Raw genomic sequence first — 20552 nt, forward strand, 5'->3', positions numbered from 1 at the left:
AGTACACGGAATGTCAGGCGCCGCAGGACGTCCCTTCAGGAGGCTGAGTGGAGCCATCGCGGAGTGGGGTGCGAGGCAGGGATGCCTCGCACGTGCTGATGGGCCATGGATGGCCCGTCGGCGCGTCCACACGGGAGCGATGGCGCCCAGCCTGTGGCGCCACTACCGGGAATGGATATGTTCACGAGGTGAGAGCCAATAGCCACAAACATGCGTCGCCCCTGATGGCGGCAGGCAAATCCGTTTTCGATCTCGGGCTGTATGGACCAGAGACATGGTTGACACTTTTCGGTGAGCAAGCCTGCCGGGACCGCGCTCAAGGGGCTTCCTGGTGCTCAGTCACATCAGTCATATCAGTCATAGATGCAAAAAACCCGGAGCCCCATCACAGGCCCCGGGTTTTCAGTGCTACCCGAATATCAGCAACTGATCATGGATCAGTGGAACTGCTCTTCCTCGGTGGAGCCGGTCAGTGCGGTTACCGAAGACGAGCCACCCTGAATCACGGTGGTCATGTCGTCGAAGTAGCCGGTGCCGACTTCCTGCTGGTGAGCAACGAAGGTGTAGCCCTTCGACGCGTCGGCGAATTCCTGCTCTTGCAGTTTCACGTAGGCAGTCATGTCGTTTCGGGCGTAGTCGTGCGCCAGGTTGAACATGCTGTGCCACATGTTGTGGATACCCGCCAGGGTGATGAACTGGTGCTTGTAACCCATGGCCGACAGTTCGCGCTGGAACTTGGCGATGGTCGCGTCGTCCAGGTTTTTCTTCCAGTTGAAGGAAGGCGAGCAGTTGTAGGACAGGATCTGGTCCGGGTATTCCTTCTTGATCGCTTCGGCGAAGCGACGAGCTTCGTCCAGGTCTGGCTTGGCGGTTTCACACCAGATCAGGTCGGCATACGGCGCGTAGGCCAGGCCGCGAGCGATGGCTTGGTCCAGGCCGGCGCGTACTTTGTAGAAACCTTCCTGGGTGCGCTCGCCGATCACGAATGGCTGATCGTATGGGTCGCAGTCGCTGGTCAGCAGGTCGGCGGCGTTAGCGTCGGTACGGGCCAGAATGATGGTCGGTACACCGGCAACGTCGGCAGCCAGACGGGCAGCGGTCAGTTTCTGAACGGCTTCCTGGGTTGGAACCAGTACTTTACCGCCCATGTGGCCGCATTTCTTCACGGAGGCCAGTTGGTCTTCGAAGTGAACGCCAGCAGCGCCTGCTTCGATCATGTTCTTCATCAGCTCGTAGGCGTTCAGTACGCCGCCGAAACCGGCTTCGGCGTCCGCTACGATCGGAGCGAAGTAGTCAACATAGCCTTCATCGCCCGGGTTCTTGCCGGCTTTCCACTGGATCTGGTCGGCGCGACGGAACGAGTTGTTGATGCGCTTGACCACAGTTGGAACCGAGTCCACTGGGTACAGCGACTGGTCTGGGTACATGGACTCGGCCGAGTTGTTATCGGCAGCCACTTGCCAGCCGGACAGGTAGATAGCCTGGATGCCGGCTTTGACCTGTTGTACTGCCTGGCCGCCGGTCAGGGCGCCCATGCAGTTGACGAAATCTTTTTCGGGGCGGAAGGATGGGTGGGCACCTTGGGTGACCAGTTTCCACAGCTTCTCGGCACCCATGCGGGCCAGGGTGTGCTCTGGCTGGACCGAGCCACGCAGACGGACAACATCAGCAGCGGTGTAGGTACGGGTCACGCCTTTCCAGCGCGGGTTTTCGGCCCAGTCTTTTTCGAGGGCTGCAATTTGCTGTTCGCGTGTCAGTGCCATGAAAATAAACCTCGTCGCATAGGTCTTGGTAAAAATGTTCGCTCTGTCGGCTGCGCTGTTCATTTACAGGGGGCAGCACCGATTGCTCGCAGATCAGAAGCATTGGCGATCAGTCGTGTTTGGCGAAATGTGCGACGGTCGAACGAGTGAGGCTCAAGGGGGAAGTGAGCAGGTCCTTGGCGCTTCGGGTGAGTGCAGGTTGGCTCGTGGTTGCCGTGCTGCGTTCCCTCAGGTGCCGTGTACCGTGTGATGCGCTTCCGTCCCTCAGGACAACTTCGTTCCAGTCGCAATCTCGTCAAACGCCTTGTGGGCTGTACAGACACGAATCGGCTCAGTTGGGTAGGTTTAGAGCGCGACTCGAAGGCCCTTGCCAGGGCCTCTGATTAGCGGGAGCGGGGCCATCATGCCTCTGCGATTTGAGGCCGTCAAATGTTTTGTAGTGCTTTTTTGTGCTTACTACATCTTTGGTCTAATAAGACTCGCCAGTCAGTTTCGAGGCCATTGGTCGAGGCCTTGATTTCCCTGGGTCAGTCCAGGGCATCGACTTTTACCCGCAAAGTCATGTTTTCACCCCGTTGAGTGGAGTAATTGAAGGCCTGAGTGCTGCGTTCCGACTGGCTTTGCTGGTTATTGCCAGCCAGTGTGATCCATTCCCCTAGTTTTCCTGTGACTTTTGTGTCGGTGCTTTGAACGTTCACTACATCAGGACGTTCCTGGCTCATTCGGTCATTGTTGGTGCTGATGCTCAGGTGCACGGTCTGACCGGTGACGCTCGCCGTCACGTAGAAGCCCTGGGTGACGTTGCGGTACTCCGTCTGGCTCTGCAGGCGGCCATAGGTGTCGGTCTGGGTGGTGGTCAGCGGCACACTCTGGCCTAGCTGAATCAGTGCAGGTGTGCCTTCGCTGGCCTGGATCTGTTGCATGCCACCTTCGCGGTTGGCAGTGCCGTAGCGGATGACGCGTGCGTTGCCGCGATTGTCCTGAAAGTTGCTGTCGTTGTTGTCGACACTGATCAGCAGGCGACGGGGCGCGGTATCGAGTTGTTCAAGGAGTGCGCGCAGTTCGTCGATCTTGTCAGGGGCGGCCTTGACGATGAGTTTGTTTTCAAAGGCGCTGACGCTGCCGTCCTTGCCGAGAAAGGACTGTGCGGCGGGGAGGATTTCGGCGCTGGTCCGGTGGCTCAGTGGCAACACTTCAGTGGCGGCCAGGGTGCTGAGGCTGAAGGACAGCAGTAGCGAGGCGAGAAGGGGGCGTAGCGGCATGTCCATGATCTCCGCGGGTGGAGAGGACATGATGGCAAATTTGCGGCAGATGTGGGAGTTGTGTGGTGGAAAAGCATTCCCGACAAGGTCTCCGCTCTTGAGGCGTTGACCCTGTCGGGGGATTGGCCGTCAAGCCAGCTCTTTGGACTCGCGCACCATGTCGACGTGCGGAATACCGGCCTCGAGGAACTCCTCGCTGACCACTTTGAAGCCCAGGCGCTCGTAGAACGGTGTGGCATGAACCTGGGCGCTGAGCATTTGCTGCTTCAGGTCACGGTTCTGGGCTTCGACGATGACCGCTTGCATCAGGGCATCGCCGACCTTCAGGCCGCGCCAGTCCTTGAGAACCGACACTCGGCCAATGTGGCCGCTGGGCAGCAGGCGTGCGGTACCGATGGCAAAGTCGCCTTCGTAGGCCAGAAAGTGCACCGCGCTGGTATCGTCAGTGTCCCATTCCAGTTCAGGCGGTACGGCCTGCTCGGCGATGAACACGGCTTCACGAATGCGGCGGATGTCGGCGTTGTCTTTCTGCCAGTCTGCAACGCGTACCGTGATCTTATTCATTGGCAAACCCCAGGCTACCTTGCTTGACCAGTTCGCAGAGCAGGGTAAGGCCCGTTTCGTTGCCTAGCCACTCGCCAAGGTTTTCAGCATGCAATGCATCGGCGGCGCAGATCAGTTTGAGCAGTTCGCGCAGGTCGCCCGGCAGCAGACGGCTCTGGCCGCTGGCGAACAACAGCAGGTTGTCGTCGACTTCGGACCAGGCCAGGCGTGCGCTAGGGTTGCGGATCAGGAGTGCGCCCTGTTCCAGGCTGTCGATCAGTTCTTCCTCGCTCAGTGCTTCGCCGCTGACCAGCTCAGGGTAGCGTGGCTCGGTCATGAACTGGCCGAACCAGGTCAGCAGCAGGCGCTCGTCAGCCATGTGCTCGGTCAGCAGGCTCTTCAGGCGGTCGAGGGCATCGTGCTGGATCTGGTGCGGATCGCTGACAGGCTTGGCGTCGGCGTCGGTGTAGCGCTCTTCATCCGGCAGGAACTGGCTGAGGAAGTCGGTGAAGTGCGTGAGCACTTCGGCGGCGCTCGGTGCGCGGAAGCCGACCGAGTAGGTCATGCAGTCGTCTTCGGCGATGCCGTAGTGGGCCAGGCGCGGTGGCAGGTAGAGCATGTCGCCGGGCTCCAGGGTCCACTCGTCGCTCTGCTCGAATTCCGCAAGGATACGCAGGTCGCTGTGTTCGAGCAGAGGGCTGTCGCTGTCGCAGACCTGCCCGATCTTCCAGTTACGCTTGCCCTGGCCTTGCAGCAGGAACACGTCGTAGTTGTCGAAGTGCGGGCCAACGCTGCCACCGGGGGCGGCGAAGCTGATCATCACATCGTCGATGCGCCAGCTAGGCAGGAAGCGGAAGTGTTCCAGCAGCTCGCCGACTTCAGGTACGAACTGATCGACTGCTTGTACCAGCAGGGTCCAGTCGCGTGCTGGCAGCTGGCTGAAGGCGTCTTCTTCAAACGGACCGCGACGCATTTCCCATGGGCGTTCGCCATGTTCGAGGATCAGGCGCGATTCGACTTCTTCTTCCAAGGCGAGGCCGGCCAGTTCGTCGGCGTCGATCGGGCTTTCGAAGTCAGGGAATGCCTGGCGGACGAGCAGGGGTTTCTTCTGCCAGTAGTCGCGCATGAATTCGCGTGCAGTGAGGCCGCCCAGGAGTTGCAGTGGTGTATCAGGATTCATGTGTAACCTATTGAAAAAAAGTAATTTTCTTTCGGTAATAAAAACGCCCGGCTTGGCCGGGCGTTAACGCGCAGGGCGAAAGTCAGACGCGTTTGGCTTGGGCGGCAGCGTTACCGATGTAGGAAGCTGGGGTCAGCTTCTTCAGTTCTTCGCGTGCTTCGGCAGGCATGTCCAGACCGTCGATGAAGGTCAGGAGTGCTTCCGGGCTGATGCCTTTGCCGCGAGTCAGCTCCTTGAGCTTCTCGTAAGGATTCTCGATGTTGTAGCGACGCATTACGGTCTGGATTGGCTCGGCCAAAACTTCCCAGCAGGCGTCCAGGTCGTCGGCAATGCGCTGGGTGTTGATTTCCAGCTTGCTGATGCCCTTCAGGCTGGCCTCGTAGGCGATTACGCTATGGGCGAAACCTACGCCCAGGTTGCGCAGCACGGTGGAGTCGGTCAGGTCGCGCTGCCAGCGCGAGATCGGCAACTTGCTGGCCAGGTGCTGGAACAGTGCGTTGGCGATACCAAGGTTGCCTTCGGAGTTTTCGAAGTCGATCGGGTTGACCTTGTGCGGCATGGTCGAAGAGCCGATCTCGCCAGCGATGGTGCGCTGCTTGAAGTAGCCCAGCGAGATGTAGCCCCAGATATCGCGGTCGAAGTCGATCAGGATGGTGTTGAAGCGGGCAATCGCGTCGAACAGCTCGGCAATGTAGTCGTGCGGCTCGATCTGGGTAGTGTACGGGTTGAACACCAGGCCCAGTTCGTCTTCGATGAAGGCGCGAGCATTGGCCTCCCAGTCGATTTGCGGGTAAGCCGACAGGTGGGCGTTGTAGTTGCCCACGGCGCCGTTGATCTTGCCCAGCAGAGGGACAGCGGCGACCTGTGCGATCTGGCGCTCGAGGCGGTAGACGACGTTGGCCAGTTCCTTGCCCAGGGTGGTCGGCGAAGCCGGTTGACCGTGGGTGCGCGACAGCATCGGCACGTCGGCGAAGCGGTGGGCCAACTCGCGGATGGCGTTGGCGATCTGGCGCATCAGTGGCAGCAGCACGTCATCACGACCGGCGCGCAGCATCAGGCCGTGGGACAGGTTGTTGATGTCCTCGCTGGTGCAGGCGAAGTGAATGAACTCGCTGACCTTGGCCAGCTCTGGCAGCTTGGCCGCCTGCTCCTTGAGCAGGTATTCGATGGCTTTGACGTCGTGGTTGGTGGTGCGCTCGATTTCTTTCACACGCTCGGCGTGCTCGAGGGCGAACTCATCGGCCAGGCCGTTGAGCAGGGCGTTGGCTTCGGCGGAGAAGGCCGGAACTTCGCTGATTTGCGGGTGAGCGGCCAGGCGCTGGAGCCAGCGAACTTCAACCAGGGCGCGGAAACGGATCAGGCCGTATTCGCTGAAAATAGGGCGCAGGGCCTGGGTTTTGCCGGCGTAGCGGCCGTCAACAGGGGAAACCGCAGTGAGCGAGGAGAGCTGCATGGGGTGTTCTCGGACAGTCGGGCAACGAAAAGGGCGCATATCATACATGAAAAATGCACCCGGGTCGGGGGTCTGACAAAAGGTAAAGCGCTTGGTGTATGCAGGAGCCAGCGTTGCCAGCGATGGTGACGTTGAGCCATCCGCTGTTTCGCGCTGCTTGAATCGCCAGCAAGGCTGGCTCCTGTGCGGTGTTTAGCCGCGCATCATCGGGTAGAGCTCTTTGAGCAGTTTGCGCCGGCTGAACACCAGTTGCCAGCGATGACCGCCGAGCTGGCGCCAGAGGCGCGCCGCGCGGATGCCGGCGAGCAGCAGGGCACGGATCTTTGAGGCGTTGTTGGGTTGTTGCAGGTGGCGCATGTCGCCATGAACCTGAATGCGCTGGCGCAGGGTGCTCAGGGTGTCCTGGTACAGGGCGCCACTGGAGGCAATGACGTTCTCGTGAGCCAGGCCGAAATGATCGGCCTGGGACTGGATCTGCGGCAGGCGGTTGCCAATGACTTCAAGCATGTCGCCCCGCTTGGCCAACTGGCGCTCAAGGCCCAGCATCGACAGGGCGTAGCGTAGCGGCTCACGCTGCAGGCTGGCCGGGTCGCGCTCCAGGGCGCTGACCAGGGCGCGGTAGCCGTCACGCAGGTTGAGGTCATCACCGCCGAATACTTCCAGGGTGTCTTTGGGGTCGCGCACCAGCAGGCTGCCTAGCATGCAACCCAGGTTGGCCTCGCTGACCTGCCCGGTGCGGGCAATTCGATCGACCAGTACGGCGGCCTCAAAGACACCGCCCAGCGCGACCAGCTGCTCTTGCGTGGTATTCATCAGCGCTGGCTCCATGGCTCGGCCGCTTCGATCACGCCGCCGCCCAGGCAGATTTCGCCATCATAGAAAACGACGGACTGGCCCGGCGTTACCGCCCGCTGGGGTTCTTCAAACACGGCACGATAGCCGTCGCTGGTACGTTCCAGGGTGCAGGCCTGGTCGCTTTGGCGGTAGCGCACCTTCGCGGTCAGGCGACGCGGGCTGGAGAGGTCTATCGGGTTGACCCAGAAGATCTCCGAGGCGAGCAGGGCGCGGGAGAACAGCCAAGGGTGTTCATTGCCCTGGCCAACCACCAGCACGTTGCGGGCAAGGTCTTTTTCCAGGACATACCATGGCTCGTCGCCTGCGTCTTTCAGGCCGCCAATACCCAGGCCCTGGCGCTGACCGATGGTGTGGTACATCAGGCCGTGGTGGCGACCAATGACTTCACCTTCGGTGGTCTGGATTTCGCCCGGCTGGGCGGGCAGGTACTGCTTCAGGAAGTCGCTGAAGCGACGCTCACCGATAAAGCAGATGCCGGTGGAATCTTTTTTCTTTGCAGTGGCCAGGCCATGCTTTTCGGCGATGGCGCGTACTTCCGGCTTCTCCAGTTCGCCTACCGGGAACAGTGTGCGGGCAATCTGCTCGCCGCCGACGGCGTGGAGGAAGTAGCTCTGGTCCTTGTTCGGGTCCAGGCCTTTGAGCAGTTCGGTACGACCGTCGATGTCACGGCGGCGCACGTAGTGGCCGGTGGCGATCAGGTCGGCACCAAGCATCAGGGCGTAGTCGAGGAACGCCTTGAACTTGATTTCGCGGTTGCAGAGGATGTCCGGGTTTGGCGTGCGTCCGGCCTTGTATTCTGCCAGGAAGTGCTCAAACACGTTGTCCCAGTATTCGGCGGCGAAGTTGGCGGTGTGCAGTTTGATGCCGATGCGGTCGCACACGGCTTGTGCGTCAGCCAGGTCTTCGCGGGCGGTGCAGTACTCGGTACCGTCGTCTTCTTCCCAGTTCTTCATGAACAGGCCTTCGACCTGATAGCCCTGCTCCATCAGCAGAAGGGCGGAAACGGAAGAGTCCACGCCGCCGGACATGCCGACGATCACGCGCGTCTTTTCGGGTTCTTTGAGAGCTGGAGTGGACATAGGAATCGCTGCGTATCCGGGTAAAAGGACAAGATTCTAACAGGCTGTGCGCGGCAAGGCGAAAACCATGCTCAATCGCGTATTACCGCCAGGCTATGCAAGGGGCCGGCGAGGAAGTCGTCAATGCAGCGAGGTACCAGTTCACTGCGCCAGTGCTCGGGGTCGGCGAGCAGTTCCTCGCGGGTCAGCCACACGGCGCGGACGATGTCGCTGTCCAGTGCGCGGTCGGCATTATGTCGCACCGGCTTGGCGGCAAAGCAGACGCGCTGGTAGGTCACGCCATTGCTGGGGGCCGTGTAGAGGTAGATGCCGACCACGCCGGTCAGTTCTACGTCCCAGGCGGTCTCCTCAAGGGTTTCGCGCAGGGCGGCCTCGGCCAGCGACTCGTTGGCTTCCAGGTGGCCGGCCGGCTGGTTGAATACATGCTTGCCGGCTTTGAACTCTTCGACCAGCAGGAAGCGGCCCTGGTCTTCGACAATGGTGGCGACGGTGATGTGGGGTTGCCAGGTCATGCGCAAGGTCCTGTGTGTGCTGGCGGGTCGTAGTGCCGATCATGCCGACAATACGGGTACCACGAATCTGTAAAAAGCAGAAACCCCGGTGCGTGGCCGGGGTTTCTGGTGTTACATCAAGCGAGCCTTACAGGGCGGAGATCGCACTGTTGAAGGTTTGGCTTGGGCGCATCACTTTGCTGGTCAGCTCGGCATCAGGGTAGTAGTAACCACCGATTTCGGCTGGCTTGCCTTGGACGGCGTTGAGCTCGGCGACGATGGTCGCTTCGTTCTCGGTCAGTGCCTTGGCCAGCGGTGCGAAGCGTGCTTGCAGAGCGGCGTCGTCGTTTTGTGCAGCCAGTGCCTGGGCCCAGAACAGGGTCAGGTAGAAGTGGCTGCCGCGGTTGTCGATACCACCCACCTTGCGTGCTGGCGACTTGTTGTCGTCCAGGAACTTGCCGGTCGCCTGGTCCAGGGTGTTGGCCAGGACCTTGGCTTTCGGGTTGGCGTAGGCGTTGCTCAGGTGTTCCAGAGATGCGGCCAGGGCCAGGAATTCACCCAGCGAGTCCCAGCGCAGGAAGTTCTCTTCGACCAGTTGCTGTACGTGTTTCGGTGCCGAGCCGCCGGCGCCGGTTTCGAACAGGCCGCCGTTGTTCATCAGCGGAACGATCGACAGCATCTTGGCGCTGGTGCCCAGCTCCATGATCGGGAACAGGTCGGTCAGGTAGTCGCGCAGTACGTTACCGGTCACCGAGATGGTGTCCTTGCCTGCACGGATACGCTCCAGCGAAACCTTCATGGCCTCGACAGGCGACAGGACGCGAATATCCAGGCCGGTGGTGTCGTGGTCTTTCAGGTACTTCTGGACTTTCTCGATCATCACGCCGTCATGGGCGCGTTGCGGGTCGAGCCAGAAAATGGCTGGGGTGTTGCTGGCACGAGCGCGGTTGACGGCCAGTTTGACCCAGTCCTGGATCGGGGCGTCTTTGGCTTGGCACATGCGGAAGATATCGCCCGCTTCGACTTCCTGCTGCAGCACCAGGTTGCCTTTGCTGTCCACAACGCGAACAACGCCGTCGGCTGCGAGTTGGAAGGTCTTGTCGTGAGAGCCGTACTCTTCGGCTTTCTGCGCCATCAGGCCAACGTTCGGTACGCTGCCCATGGTGGTCGGATCGAAGGCGCCGTGTTTCTTGCAGTCTTCGATAACGGCCTGGTAGATGGTCGCGTAGCAACGATCCGGGATGACGGCCTTGGTGTCTTGCAGTTGGCCTTCGGTGTTCCACATCTTGCCCGAGTCACGGATCATCGCCGGCATCGAAGCGTCGACGATCACGTCGCTTGGCACGTGCAGGTTGGTGATGCCTTTGTCGGAGTTGACCATGGCCAGTGCCGGGCGAACAGCATAGACCGCCTGGATGTCAGCTTCGATCTCGGCTTGCTTCTCGGCAGGCAGGGCCTTGATACGGGCGTACAGGTCGCCGATACCGTTGTTCAGGTTGAAGCCGATCTGCTCCAGTACGTCAGCGTGCTTGTTCAGCGCGTCCTGATAGTACTCGGCAACGATCTGGCCGAACATGATCGGGTCGGAGACCTTCATCATGGTTGCCTTCAGGTGAACCGACAGCAGTACGCCCTTGGCCTTGGCGTCTTCGATTTCGGCGGCGATGAAGCTGCGCAGGGCCTTGCGGCTCATGACCGCGCAGTCGATGATTTCGCCGGCCTTGACCGAGGTTTTCTCTTTCAGAACGGTGGTGTTGCCGTTCTTGTCCAGCAGTTCGATGCGCAGGCTGTCATCGGCGTCGATCAGCGCGGCTTTTTCGCTGCCGTAGAAGTCACCGTTGCTCATGTGGGCAACGTGGGACTTGGAGTCTGCAGCCCAGGCGCCCATTTTGTGCGGGTGCTTGCGGGCGTAGTTCTTGACCGACAGCGGTGCACGGCGGTCGGAGTTACCTTCGCGCAGTACCGGGTTTACGGCGCTGCCCTTGATGCGGTCATAGCGTGCGCGGGTTTCTTTCTCGGCGTCGGTGGCCGGGGTTTCCGGGTAGTCCGGAATGTTGAAACCTTTGGCTTGCAGTTCCTTGATCGCGGCTTTCAGTTGTGGAACCGAGGCGCTGATGTTCGGCAGCTTGATGATGTTGGCTTCTGGCGTGGTTGCCAGTTTGCCCAGTTCTGCCAGGTGGTCGGCCACTTGCTTGTCGGCGCCGAGCTGTTCAGGGAAGGCAGAAAGGATACGGCCGGCGAGAGAGATGTCCCGGGTTTCTACCGCGATGTCGGCGGTAGCGGTGAAGGCTTCGACGATGGGCAGCAGTGAGTAGGTGGCGAGGGCAGGGGCTTCGTCGGTGAAGGTGTAGATGATCTTGGATCGGGTGGGCATATTCGGGTTAACTCTCTGTTTTGCTGAGCGTGCACAGAATCTCGAGGTGCGCAGGGTAGGCGCTTCGCCTGGACACATCCATAAGCAGAAGGTCGAGGGTTCTGGGCGTTGATGGTGATGCATCAGTCGAGTGTCAAACGGCTGGGCTGCGGTAACAGCTCAGTCTTGTCGGGGCGCGCGTCTCATTTCAGACCGGTTGCCCCCAGTGACCCTTTGGTCACCGGCGGAGTATACCAAACCCTTGGTCTTAATCACCAAGGCGTAGTGGTCGGTTGGTCACTTATAGACGAAAGATGTAGAGAATTTGGCGCTTTGTGACGGTTTGGCGCACGAGGTTTCCGTTCTCCGTCAACTGGGTTAGGCTCTGGGTAATGCATGATGACGAACCACACCAAAAAAACGGAGTGCAGCATGGGATACCAGAAAATCAAGGTTCCGGCAGTCGGCGACAAAATCACCGTCAACGCAGACCATTCTCTCAATGTTCCAGATAATCCGATCATCCCGTTCATTGAAGGTGACGGCATAGGCGTCGACGTCAGCCCGGTCATGATCAAGGTCGTCGATGCTGCTGTAGAGAAGGCCTATGGTGGCAAGCGCAAGATTTCCTGGATGGAAGTCTATGCCGGCGAGAAGGCTACCCAGGTGTATGACCAGGATACCTGGCTGCCTCAGGAAACCCTGGACGCGGTCAAGGATTACGTTGTCTCCATCAAGGGCCCGCTGACCACCCCGGTCGGTGGTGGTATCCGTTCCCTGAACGTGGCCCTGCGTCAGCAACTGGACCTGTATGTTTGCCTGCGTCCGGTGGTGTGGTTCGAAGGTGTTCCAAGCCCGGTCAAGAAGCCCGGCGATGTCGATATGGTGATCTTCCGTGAGAACTCCGAAGACATCTATGCCGGTATCGAATGGAAGGCCGGTTCGCCTGAGGCGAACAAGGTCATCAAATTCCTGAAGGAAGAAATGGGTGTGACCAAGATCCGTTTCGATCAGGATTGCGGTATCGGTATCAAGCCGGTCTCCAAACAAGGCACCCAGCGCCTGGTGCGCAAGGCCCTGCAGTACGTCGTGGACAACGACCGTGAGTCGCTGACCCTGGTGCACAAGGGCAATATCATGAAGTTCACCGAGGGTGCCTTCAAGGACTGGGGCTACGAAGTCGCCAAGAACGAGTTTGGTGCGGAACTGCTCGATGGTGGCCCGTGGATGCAGTTCAAGAACCCGAAAACCGGCCGCAAGGTCGTGGTCAAGGATGCCATCGCCGACGCCATGCTCCAGCAGATCCTGCTGCGTCCGGCCGAGTACGATGTCATTGCGACCCTCAACCTCAACGGTGACTACCTCTCCGACGCCCTGGCGGCCGAGGTTGGCGGTATCGGTATTGCGCCGGGCGCCAACCTGTCCGACACCGTGGCCATGTTCGAAGCTACCCACGGTACCGCGCCGAAATACGCCGGCAAGAACCAGGTCAACCCGGGCTCGGTGATCCTCTCCGCCGAAATGATGCTGCGTCACCTGGGCTGGACCGAGGCGGCTGACCTGATCATCAAGGGCACCAACGGTGCTATTGCGGCCAAGACGGTGACCTACGACTTCGAGCGCCTTATGGAAGGCGCTACGCTGGTGTCGAGTTCCGGCTTCGGTGAGGCACTGATCAAGCACATGTAAGGGCGATACCAAAAACCGGCCAGTCCCTGCGGATTGGCCGGTTTTTTATGCGCGATTCAAAAGCAGGTGTTGTCAGGCGAGCGTGGTGGTCGAGGGGGCGGTGGGGGCCGTGGTTTCCGTTTTTGCGGCTGCCTTGATCTTCACGGCGTGTAATCCCTTGGGGCCCTGGATGATCTCGAAGGAAACGGCTTGTCCGGCTTTCAACGTCTTGTAGCCGTCCATCTCAATGGCCGAGTAATGGGCGAAGAGGTCGTCGGTCTTGCCCTCCTCGTTGATGAAACCGTAGCCCTTGGCATTGTTGAACCACTTGACTTTACCGCTTGCCATCCTCATATCCCTCTGCAAAGGACTCCATCACTGGAGTATCATCCACTCAATCCGCTGATTAACCTGCGAACTCTGGTTGACTGCGCGGACCTTGTTGACCACGGTGGGTTCTTATTGGTTGTAACACCGTTTTGCTGATAGTCAAGGCAGTGCGACGGTCGTTCAGGCGTCGACCCGGCGGTCAACTCACAACCTTAACGTGTCGAAATGATGAAATTCTTTCCATGCATGCACATAGCCAGATTCGACTAACATTCAATCAGGATCATCCGCAATCGCATGAGGACGATGGGTCCGGGCTGGCAGTGCAGGAAGCCAAGCCAGCGCTGCAGGCACCACCGATGTACAAGGTGGTTTTGTTCAATGATGATTACACCCCGATGGATTTTGTCGTCGAAGTGCTCGAAATGTTCTTTAACCTGAACCGCGAGCTGGCGACCAAGGTCATGCTGGCCGTCCACACAGAAGGACGGGCAGTGTGCGGATTGTTTACCCGTGACATCGCCGAGACCAAGGCCATGCAGGTCAACCAATACGCAAGGGAAAGCCAGCATCCGCTACTCTGTGAAATCGAGAAGGACGGTTAATCGCCGGCCACTTGGGTATGAGGTGAAGCTATGTTAAACCGCGAGCTCGAAGTCACCCTCAATCTGGCCTTCAAGGAGGCCCGTTCGAAGCGTCATGAATTCATGACCGTCGAGCACCTTTTGCTGGCGCTATTGGATAACGAGGCAGCCGCCACCGTTCTGCGGGCCTGTGGTGCGAACCTCGACAAACTCAAACACGACCTGCAGGAGTTCATTGACTCCACCACGCCGTTGATCCCGGTGCACGATGAGGATCGCGAAACCCAGCCAACCCTGGGCTTCCAGCGCGTGTTGCAACGTGCGGTGTTCCATGTACAGAGCTCGGGCAAGCGTGAGGTTACCGGTGCCAATGTGCTGGTGGCGATTTTCAGCGAGCAGGAAAGCCAGGCGGTGTTCCTGCTGAAACAGCAAAGTGTGGCCCGCATCGACGTGGTCAACTACATTGCCCATGGCATCTCCAAGGTGCCAGGGCATGGCGAGCATTCAGAAAACGATCAGGAAATGCAGGATGAGGAGGGCGGTGAAACGTCTTCTTCGGGCAATCCGCTGGATGCCTATGCCAGCAACCTCAACGAGCAGGCGCGCCAAGGGCGCATCGACCCGTTGGTGGGGCGTGAGGCCGAGGTTGAGCGCGTGGCGCAAATCCTTGCCCGTCGGCGCAAGAACAACCCGCTGCTGGTCGGTGAGGCGGGCGTGGGCAAAACCGCCATTGCCGAAGGCCTTGCCAAGCGCATTGTCGATGGCCAGGTGCCGGATCTGCTGTCCCACAGTGTGGTCTACTCGCTTGACCTGGGCGCACTGTTGGCCGGTACCAAGTACCGTGGCGATTTCGAGAAGCGCTTCAAGGCGTTGCTCAATGAGCTGCGCAAACGGCCGCAAGCGATTCTGTTCATCGATGAGATCCACACCATCATCGGCGCTGGTGCAGCATCGGGCGGCGTGATGGATGCGTCCAATCTGCTCAAGCCGTTACTGTCCTCGGGCGATATCCGCTGCATCGGTTCGACCACGTTCCAGGAGTTCCGTGGGATCTTCGAGAAAGACCGTGCCTTGGCACGGCGCTTCCAGAAGGTCGATGTCAGTGAGCCATCGGTGGAAGATACCGTTGGCATCCTGCGCGGCCTCAAGGGGCGTTTCGAGTCGCACCACAACATCGAGTACAGCGATGAGGCCCTGCGTGCGGCTGCGGAGCTCGCAGCGCGCTACATCAATGATCGGCACATGCCTGACAAGGCCATCGACGTCATCGACGAAGCCGGTGCCTACCAGCGTCTGCAGCCAGTAGAGTTGCGGGTCAAGCGCATTGATGTGCCACAGGTCGAGGATATTGTTGCCAAGATCGCGCGGATTCCACCAAAACACGTCACCAGCTCCGACAAGGAGTTGCTGCGTAACCTGGAGCGTGACCTGAAGCTGACGGTGTTCGGTCAGGATGCCGCCATTGACTCGCTGGCTACCGCGATCAAGTTGTCGCGGGCAGGCCTGAAGTCGCCGGACAAGCCGGTCGGCTCGTTCCTCTTTGCCGGGCCGACAGGTGTCGGCAAGACCGAGGCGGCGCGACAACTGGCCAAGTCGCTGGGTGTCGAGCTGGTGCGCTTCGACATGTCCGAGTACATGGAGCGGCATACCGTGTCGCGTCTGATTGGTGCACCGCCCGGTTATGTCGGTTTCGATCAGGGTGGCTTGCTGACCGAAGCAATCACCAAGCAGCCGCACTGCGTGTTGCTGCTTGATGAGATCGAGAAGGCGCATCCGGAAGTCTTCAACCTGCTGCTGCAGGTGATGGACCATGGCACGCTGACCGACAACAACGGGCGCAAGGCGGACTTCCGCAACGTGATCGTCATCATGACCACCAACGCAGGTGCCGAGACGGCTGCACGGGCCTCTATTGGCTTTACGCAGCAGGATCACTCGTCCGATGCGATGGAAGTCATCAAGAAAAGCTTCACGCCGGAGTTCCGTAACCGCCTGGACACCATCATTCAGTTTGGTCGCCTGAGCCACGAAACCATCAAGAGTGTGGTCGACAAGTTCCTCACCGAACTGCAGGCGCAACTCGAAGACAAGCGCGTGCTGTTGGAGGTTTCCGATGCGGCGCGTAGTTGGCTGGCGGCCAGTGGCTATGATGCGCAGATGGGGGCGCGGCCAATGGCGCGGCTGATTCAGGACAAGATCAAGCGGCCATTGGCTGAAGAGATCCTGTTTGGCGAGCTGGCCGAGCATGGTGGCGTGGTGCACGTCGACATGCGTGATGGCGAGTTGGTGTTCGAGTTCGAGACGACGGCTGAAATGGCCTGATAGCCGTCATCGGCAGCCCGGCTCCTTTGGGAGCCGGCCTTGCCGGAGAGGGTGCAGATAGGGTCTCCATGGTTTCATTAAGACAAACGAAAACGCCCGGCTGATGCCGGGCGTTTTCGTTGATGACGTTTAACGGGCGCGGTAGGTGATGCGCCCTTTGCTCAGGTCATAAGGCGTCAGTTCGACGCGGACCTTGTCACCAGTCAGAATTCGAATGTAGTTCTTGCGCATTTTTCCAGAGATATGCGCGGTAACGACGTGCCCGTTTTCCAACTCCACGCGGAACATGGTGTTGGGCAGGGTGTCGACGACAGTGCCTTCCATTTCGAAGCTGTCTTCTTTCGACATGCAGTAAAGCCCTCGGTATCCAGTTAATGGCCCGGTGCGGCTGCGCCAGGCAAAAAAAGTGGCGTGCATTGTGCCCGAAAAATGGGGTTCAAGCCAAGGATTTCAATTTAGCGTCACCCAGCGCTGGTTGATCAGCAGCTCGATGGGACGGTACTGGGTCTTGTAACTCATCTTTTTGCAGTTCTTGATCCAGTAGCCCAGGTAGACCGCCTCCAGGTCCAGGCGCAGCGCTTCGGTGATCTGCCAGAGGATGGCATAGCGCCCCAGGCTGCGACGCTCCTCATCGGGCTCGTAGAAGGTGTAGACCGCTGACAGGCCGTTGGGCAGCAGGTCGGTGACCGCTACGGCGAGCAGGCGGCCATCCAGGCGAAATTCATAGAAACGTGAGAACGGCAGGTCGCGCACCAGGAAGGTGGCGAACTGATCGCGGCTCGGTGGGTACATGTCGCCATCGGCATGGCGCTGCTCGATGTAGCGCCGATACAGGTCGAAGTACTCTTCGTTGAACGCCGGGCGTGCAGCGGTCACGACCAGGTCGGCGTTGCGCTTGAGGATGCGCTTCTGCTGGCGGCTGGGCAAAAAGCGTGCAGCCGGAATCCGCGCCGGTACGCAGGCATTGCAGTTCTGGCAGTGCGGCCGGTAGAGGTGGTCGCCGCTGCGCCGGAAGCCCATCTCCGACAGATCTGCGTAGACATGCACGTCCATCGGCTGGCTCGGGTCGAGAAACAGCGTCGTGGCTTGCTCGTTTGGCAGGTAGCTGCAGGAATGGGGTTGAGTGGCATAAAACTTCAACCGCGCCAGCTCTGTCATGATCAACCCCTCGGGAGTGACTTTGTTTTAAGTGTAAGCCAGCTGGAAAAACTCGCCTAGCAAACCCATGTCGCCGAGTTGGGTTGATCGAGGTAGCGTTTCAGGTAGTCGGCGAATGTGGCGCGGGCAATTGCTCGGGCACCGAGGCTATGCAGGTGCTCGGTGGGCATCTGGCAGTCGATCAGGACAAAACCGGCGTTTTTCAGGTGTTCGACCAGCGTTGCAAAGCCGACTTTGGAAGCGTTGTCAGCCCGGCTGAACATCGACTCGCCAAAGAACAGGCGCCCCATTGCCAGGCCATACAGGCCACCGACAAGTTCGCCGTGTTCGCGCACTTCCACCGAGTGGGCAAACCCCTGTTGGTGCAGCTTCAGGTAGGCGTTTTGCATGCTGTCGGTGATCCAGGTGCCGTCGGCATAGGTGCGTGGTGCCGCGCAGGCGCGGATGACACCGGCAAAATCCTGGTCGAAGCTGACCTGATAACGGCCCTGGCGCATGACCTTGCGCAGCGAGCGCGAGACATGCAATTCGTCGGGGAACAGCACGGTGCGTGGGTCTGGCGACCACCACAGGATCGGCTGGCCATCCTGGTACCAGGGGAAGCAGCCATGCCGATAGGCCTGGACCAGTCGTTCTGCGCTCAGATCGCCACCAGCGGCAAGCAGGCCGTTAGGGTCGCGCAGGGCCTTTTCCAAAGGGGGGAAGTCAAGAGAATCGCGGCTCAGCCAGGTCAGCATCGTCGTTTCAACGGCAGAAGAGGGGAGGGTGGTCAGGATCGCCTGCCAGAGCGATGCGGGTCAACCGCAACTTGCCGGCTGATTTGTTGTCCCTACTACGCAAAAAGCCCGTATAAGCCTTTGTCACAAAAGAGAATGCGTGCTCAAATTGAACATTATGCAATTAATCCCGTCCGCGTCGTATTCTGGCGCACCGCCATGGCGGCATGCGGGTAGTAATGTTAAAAGTAATGGTTTGTTGGCTGCCTCCGTCAGCCGGCCACCTGTTGGACGCGCAAGCAGCGCAGGAATAGACGCGTTTTGAAGAAATCCACCGCTACCCCGAACCCCTTGCCGGTACCGCTTTGGCGCCAGCAACTGCACTACCGGCTCAAGGAGGGTGCCCTGATTGCCATGGGCGCCCTGTGCCTGTATCTGTGGATGGCTTTGCTCACCTACGACCAGGCAGATCCTGGCTTCAGTCACACCAGCAATGTCGATCAGGTGCAGAACGCCGCGGGCCGCGCCGGCGCATTCTTTGCGGATGTGTTGTTCATGGTGTTGGGTTATTTCGCCTACATCTTCCCGTTATTGCTGGCGATCAAGACCTGGCAGATCTTTCGTGAGCGTCACCAGCCCTGGCAGTGGAGCGGCTGGCTGTTTTCCTGGCGCCTGATCGGCTTGGTGTTCCTGGTGCTGTCCGGTGCCGCGCTGGCGCATATTCATTTCCATTCGGCCCCAAGCCTGCCGGCGTCTGCAGGCGGCGCGCTGGGCGAAAGCCTGGGTGACCTGGCCAAGAATGCGTTGAACGTGCAGGGCAGTACCCTGATGTTCATTGCCCTGTTTCTGTTTGGCCTTACGGTGTTCACCGACCTGTCCTGGTTCAAGGTGATGGACCTTACCGGCAAGATCACCCTTGACCTGTTCGAGGTGTTTCAGGGCGCGGCCAGTCGTTGGTGGGCTGCACGTAACGAGCGCAAGCAACTGGTTGCCCAATTGCGTGCGGTCGACGAGCGGGACCACGAGATCATGGCGCCGGTGGTTGCCGAACGCCGCGAGCCGGCCAAGGCTCGGGAGCGTGTCGCTGAGCGCGAACCTGCGCCGAGCAAGCCGGTGGTCGAGCGTCCACAGTCGCCTGCACCGATCATCATGCCAGCTCCAGCTCCAGCTCCAGCGCCGGCCAAGGCAGCGGAGCCGGTCAAGCGTGTGCCGGCAGAGAAGCCCGCGCAGGTGTTCGTCGACAGTGCTGTCGAAGGCACCTTGCCACCGATCTCGATCCTCGATCCTGCCGAGAAGAAACAGGTCAACTACTCGCCTGAGTCGCTGGCGGGTGTCGGGCAACTGCTGGAAATCAAGCTCAAGGAGTTCGGTGTCGAAGTGTCGGTGGATTCGATCCACCCCGGCCCGGTGATTACCCGTTATGAGATTCAGCCTGCTGCCGGGGTCAAGGTCAGCCGTATCGCCAACCTGGCGAAGGACCTGGCGCGCTCGCTGGCCGTGACCAGCGTGCGGGTGGTCGAGGTCATTCCCGGCAAGACCACCGTCGGTATCGAGATCCCGAACGAAGACCGGCAGATCGTGCGCTTCTCCGAAGTGTTGTCTTCGCCGCAGTACGATGAAGCCAAGTCACCGGTCACGTTGGCGCTGGGCCACGACATTGGCGGTAAACCGGTGATTACCGACCTGGCCAAGATGCCACACCTGTTGGTGGCGGGTACCACCGGTTCCGGTAAGTCGGTGGGGGTCAACGCAATGATCCTGTCGATCCTGTTCAAGTCGAGCCCGGAAGACGCCAAGCTGATCATGATCGACCCGAAAATGCTCGAGTTGTCGATCTATGAAGGTATTCCGCACTTGCTTTGCCCTGTCGTCACCGACATGAAGGACGCGGCTAACGCCCTGCGCTGGAGCGTGGCCGAGATGGAGCGGCGCTACAAGCTGATGGCGGCCATGGGTGTGCGTAACCTGGCTGGCTTCAACCGCAAGATCAAGGACGGCGAGGAAGCTGGCGAACCGGTCTACGACCCGCTGTTCCGCCGTGAAAGCATGGACGATCAGCCGCCGCTGCTGAAAACCCTGCCGACCATCGTGGTGGTGGTCGACGAATTTGCCGACATGATGATGATCGTGGGCAAGAAGGTCGAAGAGCTGATCGCCCGTATCGCCCAGAAAGCGCGTGCGGCCGGTATTCACTTGATCCTCGCAACCCAGCGGCCCTCGGTAGACGTGATTACCGGCCTGATCAAGGCTAACATCCCGACCCGTATGGCCTTTCAGGTGTCGAGCAAGATCGACTCGCGCACCATCATCGACCAGGGTGGTGCTGAGCAGTTGCTCGGCCATGGTGACATGCTCTACATGCCGCCAGGCACCAGCCTGCCAATCCGCGTACACGGTGCGTTCGTTTCCGACGAAGAAGTGCACCGCGTGGTTGAAGCGTGGAAACAGCGCGGCGCCCCGGACTACAACGATGACATCCTCAACGGTGTCGAAGAGGCCGGCAGTGGCTTTGATGGCGGTAGCGGCGGTGAGGGTGGCGACGACTCTGAGACCGATGCGTTGTACGATGAAGCGGTTCAGTTCGTTCTGGAGAGCCGTCGCGCTTCCATTTCCGCCGTCCAGCGCAAGCTGAAGATCGGTTACAACCGCGCTGCACGGATGATCGAAGCGATGGAGATGGCCGGCGTGGTCACGGCCATGAACACTAACGGCTCGCGCGAAGTCATTGCGCCAGGGCCGATGCGCGACTGATGATCGATTTTGCCGGGTGCCAATGACGGTGCCCGGCCCATTCA

At 59.8% G+C, this 20552-nt stretch carries 17 protein-coding genes; 4 read left to right on the forward strand and 13 right to left on the reverse strand.

The annotated features are described in order from the left end of the window. Positions 1-437 precede the first annotated feature (437 nt). From aceA to IE038_RS18740, 9 genes are all read right to left on the reverse strand, one after another. Positions 438-1763, reverse strand: coding sequence for an isocitrate lyase (gene aceA, locus IE038_RS18700; RefSeq protein WP_189396089.1), 1326 nt, complete (start codon positions 1761-1763; stop codon positions 438-440). A gap of 527 nt (positions 1764-2290) precedes the next feature. Continuing rightward, a complete protein-coding gene (locus IE038_RS18705; protein ID WP_229775692.1) occupies positions 2291-3055 on the reverse strand; it encodes a secretin N-terminal domain-containing protein in 765 nt (254 codons plus the stop codon). A gap of 99 nt (positions 3056-3154) precedes the next feature. Further along, entirely contained in the window at positions 3155-3589 is a 435-nt protein-coding gene (locus IE038_RS18710; RefSeq protein ID WP_065758543.1) for a GNAT family N-acetyltransferase, read from the reverse strand. Beyond that, a complete protein-coding gene (locus IE038_RS18715) occupies positions 3582-4748 on the reverse strand; it encodes a ribosomal protein uL16 3-hydroxylase (protein ID WP_189396090.1) in 1167 nt (388 codons plus the stop codon). Before IE038_RS18715 ends, IE038_RS18710 begins: the two co-directional genes overlap by 8 nt. Before the next feature lie 82 nt (positions 4749-4830). Continuing rightward, the gene (purB, locus tag IE038_RS18720) at positions 4831-6201 is read right to left on the reverse strand and encodes an adenylosuccinate lyase (protein ID WP_065758545.1); all 1371 of its coding nucleotides are present in this window, start codon (positions 6199-6201) and stop codon (positions 4831-4833) included. A gap of 192 nt (positions 6202-6393) precedes the next feature. Further along, positions 6394-7014 carry a high frequency lysogenization protein HflD gene (hflD, locus tag IE038_RS18725; protein WP_189396091.1) on the reverse strand — a complete coding sequence of 207 codons (621 nt, stop codon included), beginning with the start codon at positions 7012-7014 and terminating at the stop codon, positions 6394-6396. Further along, a complete protein-coding gene (gene mnmA / locus IE038_RS18730; RefSeq protein ID WP_189396092.1) occupies positions 7014-8135 on the reverse strand; it encodes a tRNA 2-thiouridine(34) synthase MnmA in 1122 nt (373 codons plus the stop codon). Before mnmA ends, hflD begins: the two co-directional genes overlap by 1 nt. A gap of 71 nt (positions 8136-8206) precedes the next feature. Next, positions 8207-8647 carry an NUDIX hydrolase gene (locus IE038_RS18735; protein WP_189396093.1) on the reverse strand — a complete coding sequence of 147 codons (441 nt, stop codon included), beginning with the start codon at positions 8645-8647 and terminating at the stop codon, positions 8207-8209. A 127-nt stretch (positions 8648-8774) separates the two neighbouring features. After that, positions 8775-11000: an NADP-dependent isocitrate dehydrogenase gene (locus IE038_RS18740; protein WP_189396094.1), complete on the reverse strand. Its 2226-nt coding sequence runs from the start codon at positions 10998-11000 to the stop codon at positions 8775-8777. A gap of 411 nt (positions 11001-11411) precedes the next feature. Here IE038_RS18740 and icd point away from each other — a divergent pair, with 411 nt between their 5' ends. Continuing rightward, positions 11412-12668 carry an NADP-dependent isocitrate dehydrogenase gene (gene icd, locus IE038_RS18745; RefSeq protein WP_189396095.1) on the forward strand — a complete coding sequence of 419 codons (1257 nt, stop codon included), beginning with the start codon at positions 11412-11414 and terminating at the stop codon, positions 12666-12668. A 72-nt stretch (positions 12669-12740) separates the two neighbouring features. On the opposite strand, the gene cspD is transcribed toward icd, so the two are convergent. Next, a complete protein-coding gene (gene cspD, locus IE038_RS18750) occupies positions 12741-12995 on the reverse strand; it encodes a cold shock domain-containing protein CspD (protein WP_163939428.1) in 255 nt (84 codons plus the stop codon). Positions 12996-13219: 224 nt separating this feature from the next. Between cspD and clpS the strand changes: the two genes are divergently transcribed. Continuing rightward, positions 13220-13582, forward strand: coding sequence for an ATP-dependent Clp protease adapter ClpS (gene clpS, locus IE038_RS18755; protein WP_065758552.1), 363 nt, complete (start codon positions 13220-13222; stop codon positions 13580-13582). Between the two features lie 30 nt (positions 13583-13612). Further along, complete coding sequence (gene clpA, locus IE038_RS18760; RefSeq protein ID WP_189396096.1) at positions 13613-15883, forward strand: ATP-dependent Clp protease ATP-binding subunit ClpA; 2271 nt, start codon at positions 13613-13615, stop codon at positions 15881-15883. A 129-nt stretch (positions 15884-16012) separates the two neighbouring features. On the opposite strand, the gene infA is transcribed toward clpA, so the two are convergent. From infA to aat, 3 genes are all read right to left on the reverse strand, one after another. Then, entirely contained in the window at positions 16013-16231 is a 219-nt protein-coding gene (gene infA / locus IE038_RS18765) for a translation initiation factor IF-1 (protein ID WP_002553999.1), read from the reverse strand. 102 nt (positions 16232-16333) lie between these two features. Continuing rightward, positions 16334-17041, reverse strand: a complete 708-nt coding sequence (locus IE038_RS18770) for an arginyltransferase (protein ID WP_163935179.1) — start codon at positions 17039-17041, stop codon at positions 16334-16336. Between the two features lie 56 nt (positions 17042-17097). Further along, positions 17098-17778 (reverse strand): leucyl/phenylalanyl-tRNA--protein transferase, encoded by a 681-nt coding sequence (gene aat / locus IE038_RS18775; protein ID WP_163935182.1) that lies wholly within the window; start codon positions 17776-17778, stop codon positions 17098-17100. 300 nt (positions 17779-18078) lie between these two features. On the opposite strand from aat, the gene ftsK reads away from it, so the two are divergent. Next, complete coding sequence (ftsK, locus tag IE038_RS18780) at positions 18079-20508, forward strand: DNA translocase FtsK (RefSeq protein WP_163935185.1); 2430 nt, start codon at positions 18079-18081, stop codon at positions 20506-20508. The last annotated feature ends 44 nt before the right edge of the window (positions 20509-20552 follow it).

The organism is Pseudomonas laurentiana, assembly GCF_014648275.1.
Lineage (GTDB): Bacteria > Pseudomonadota > Gammaproteobacteria > Pseudomonadales > Pseudomonadaceae > Aquipseudomonas > Aquipseudomonas laurentiana.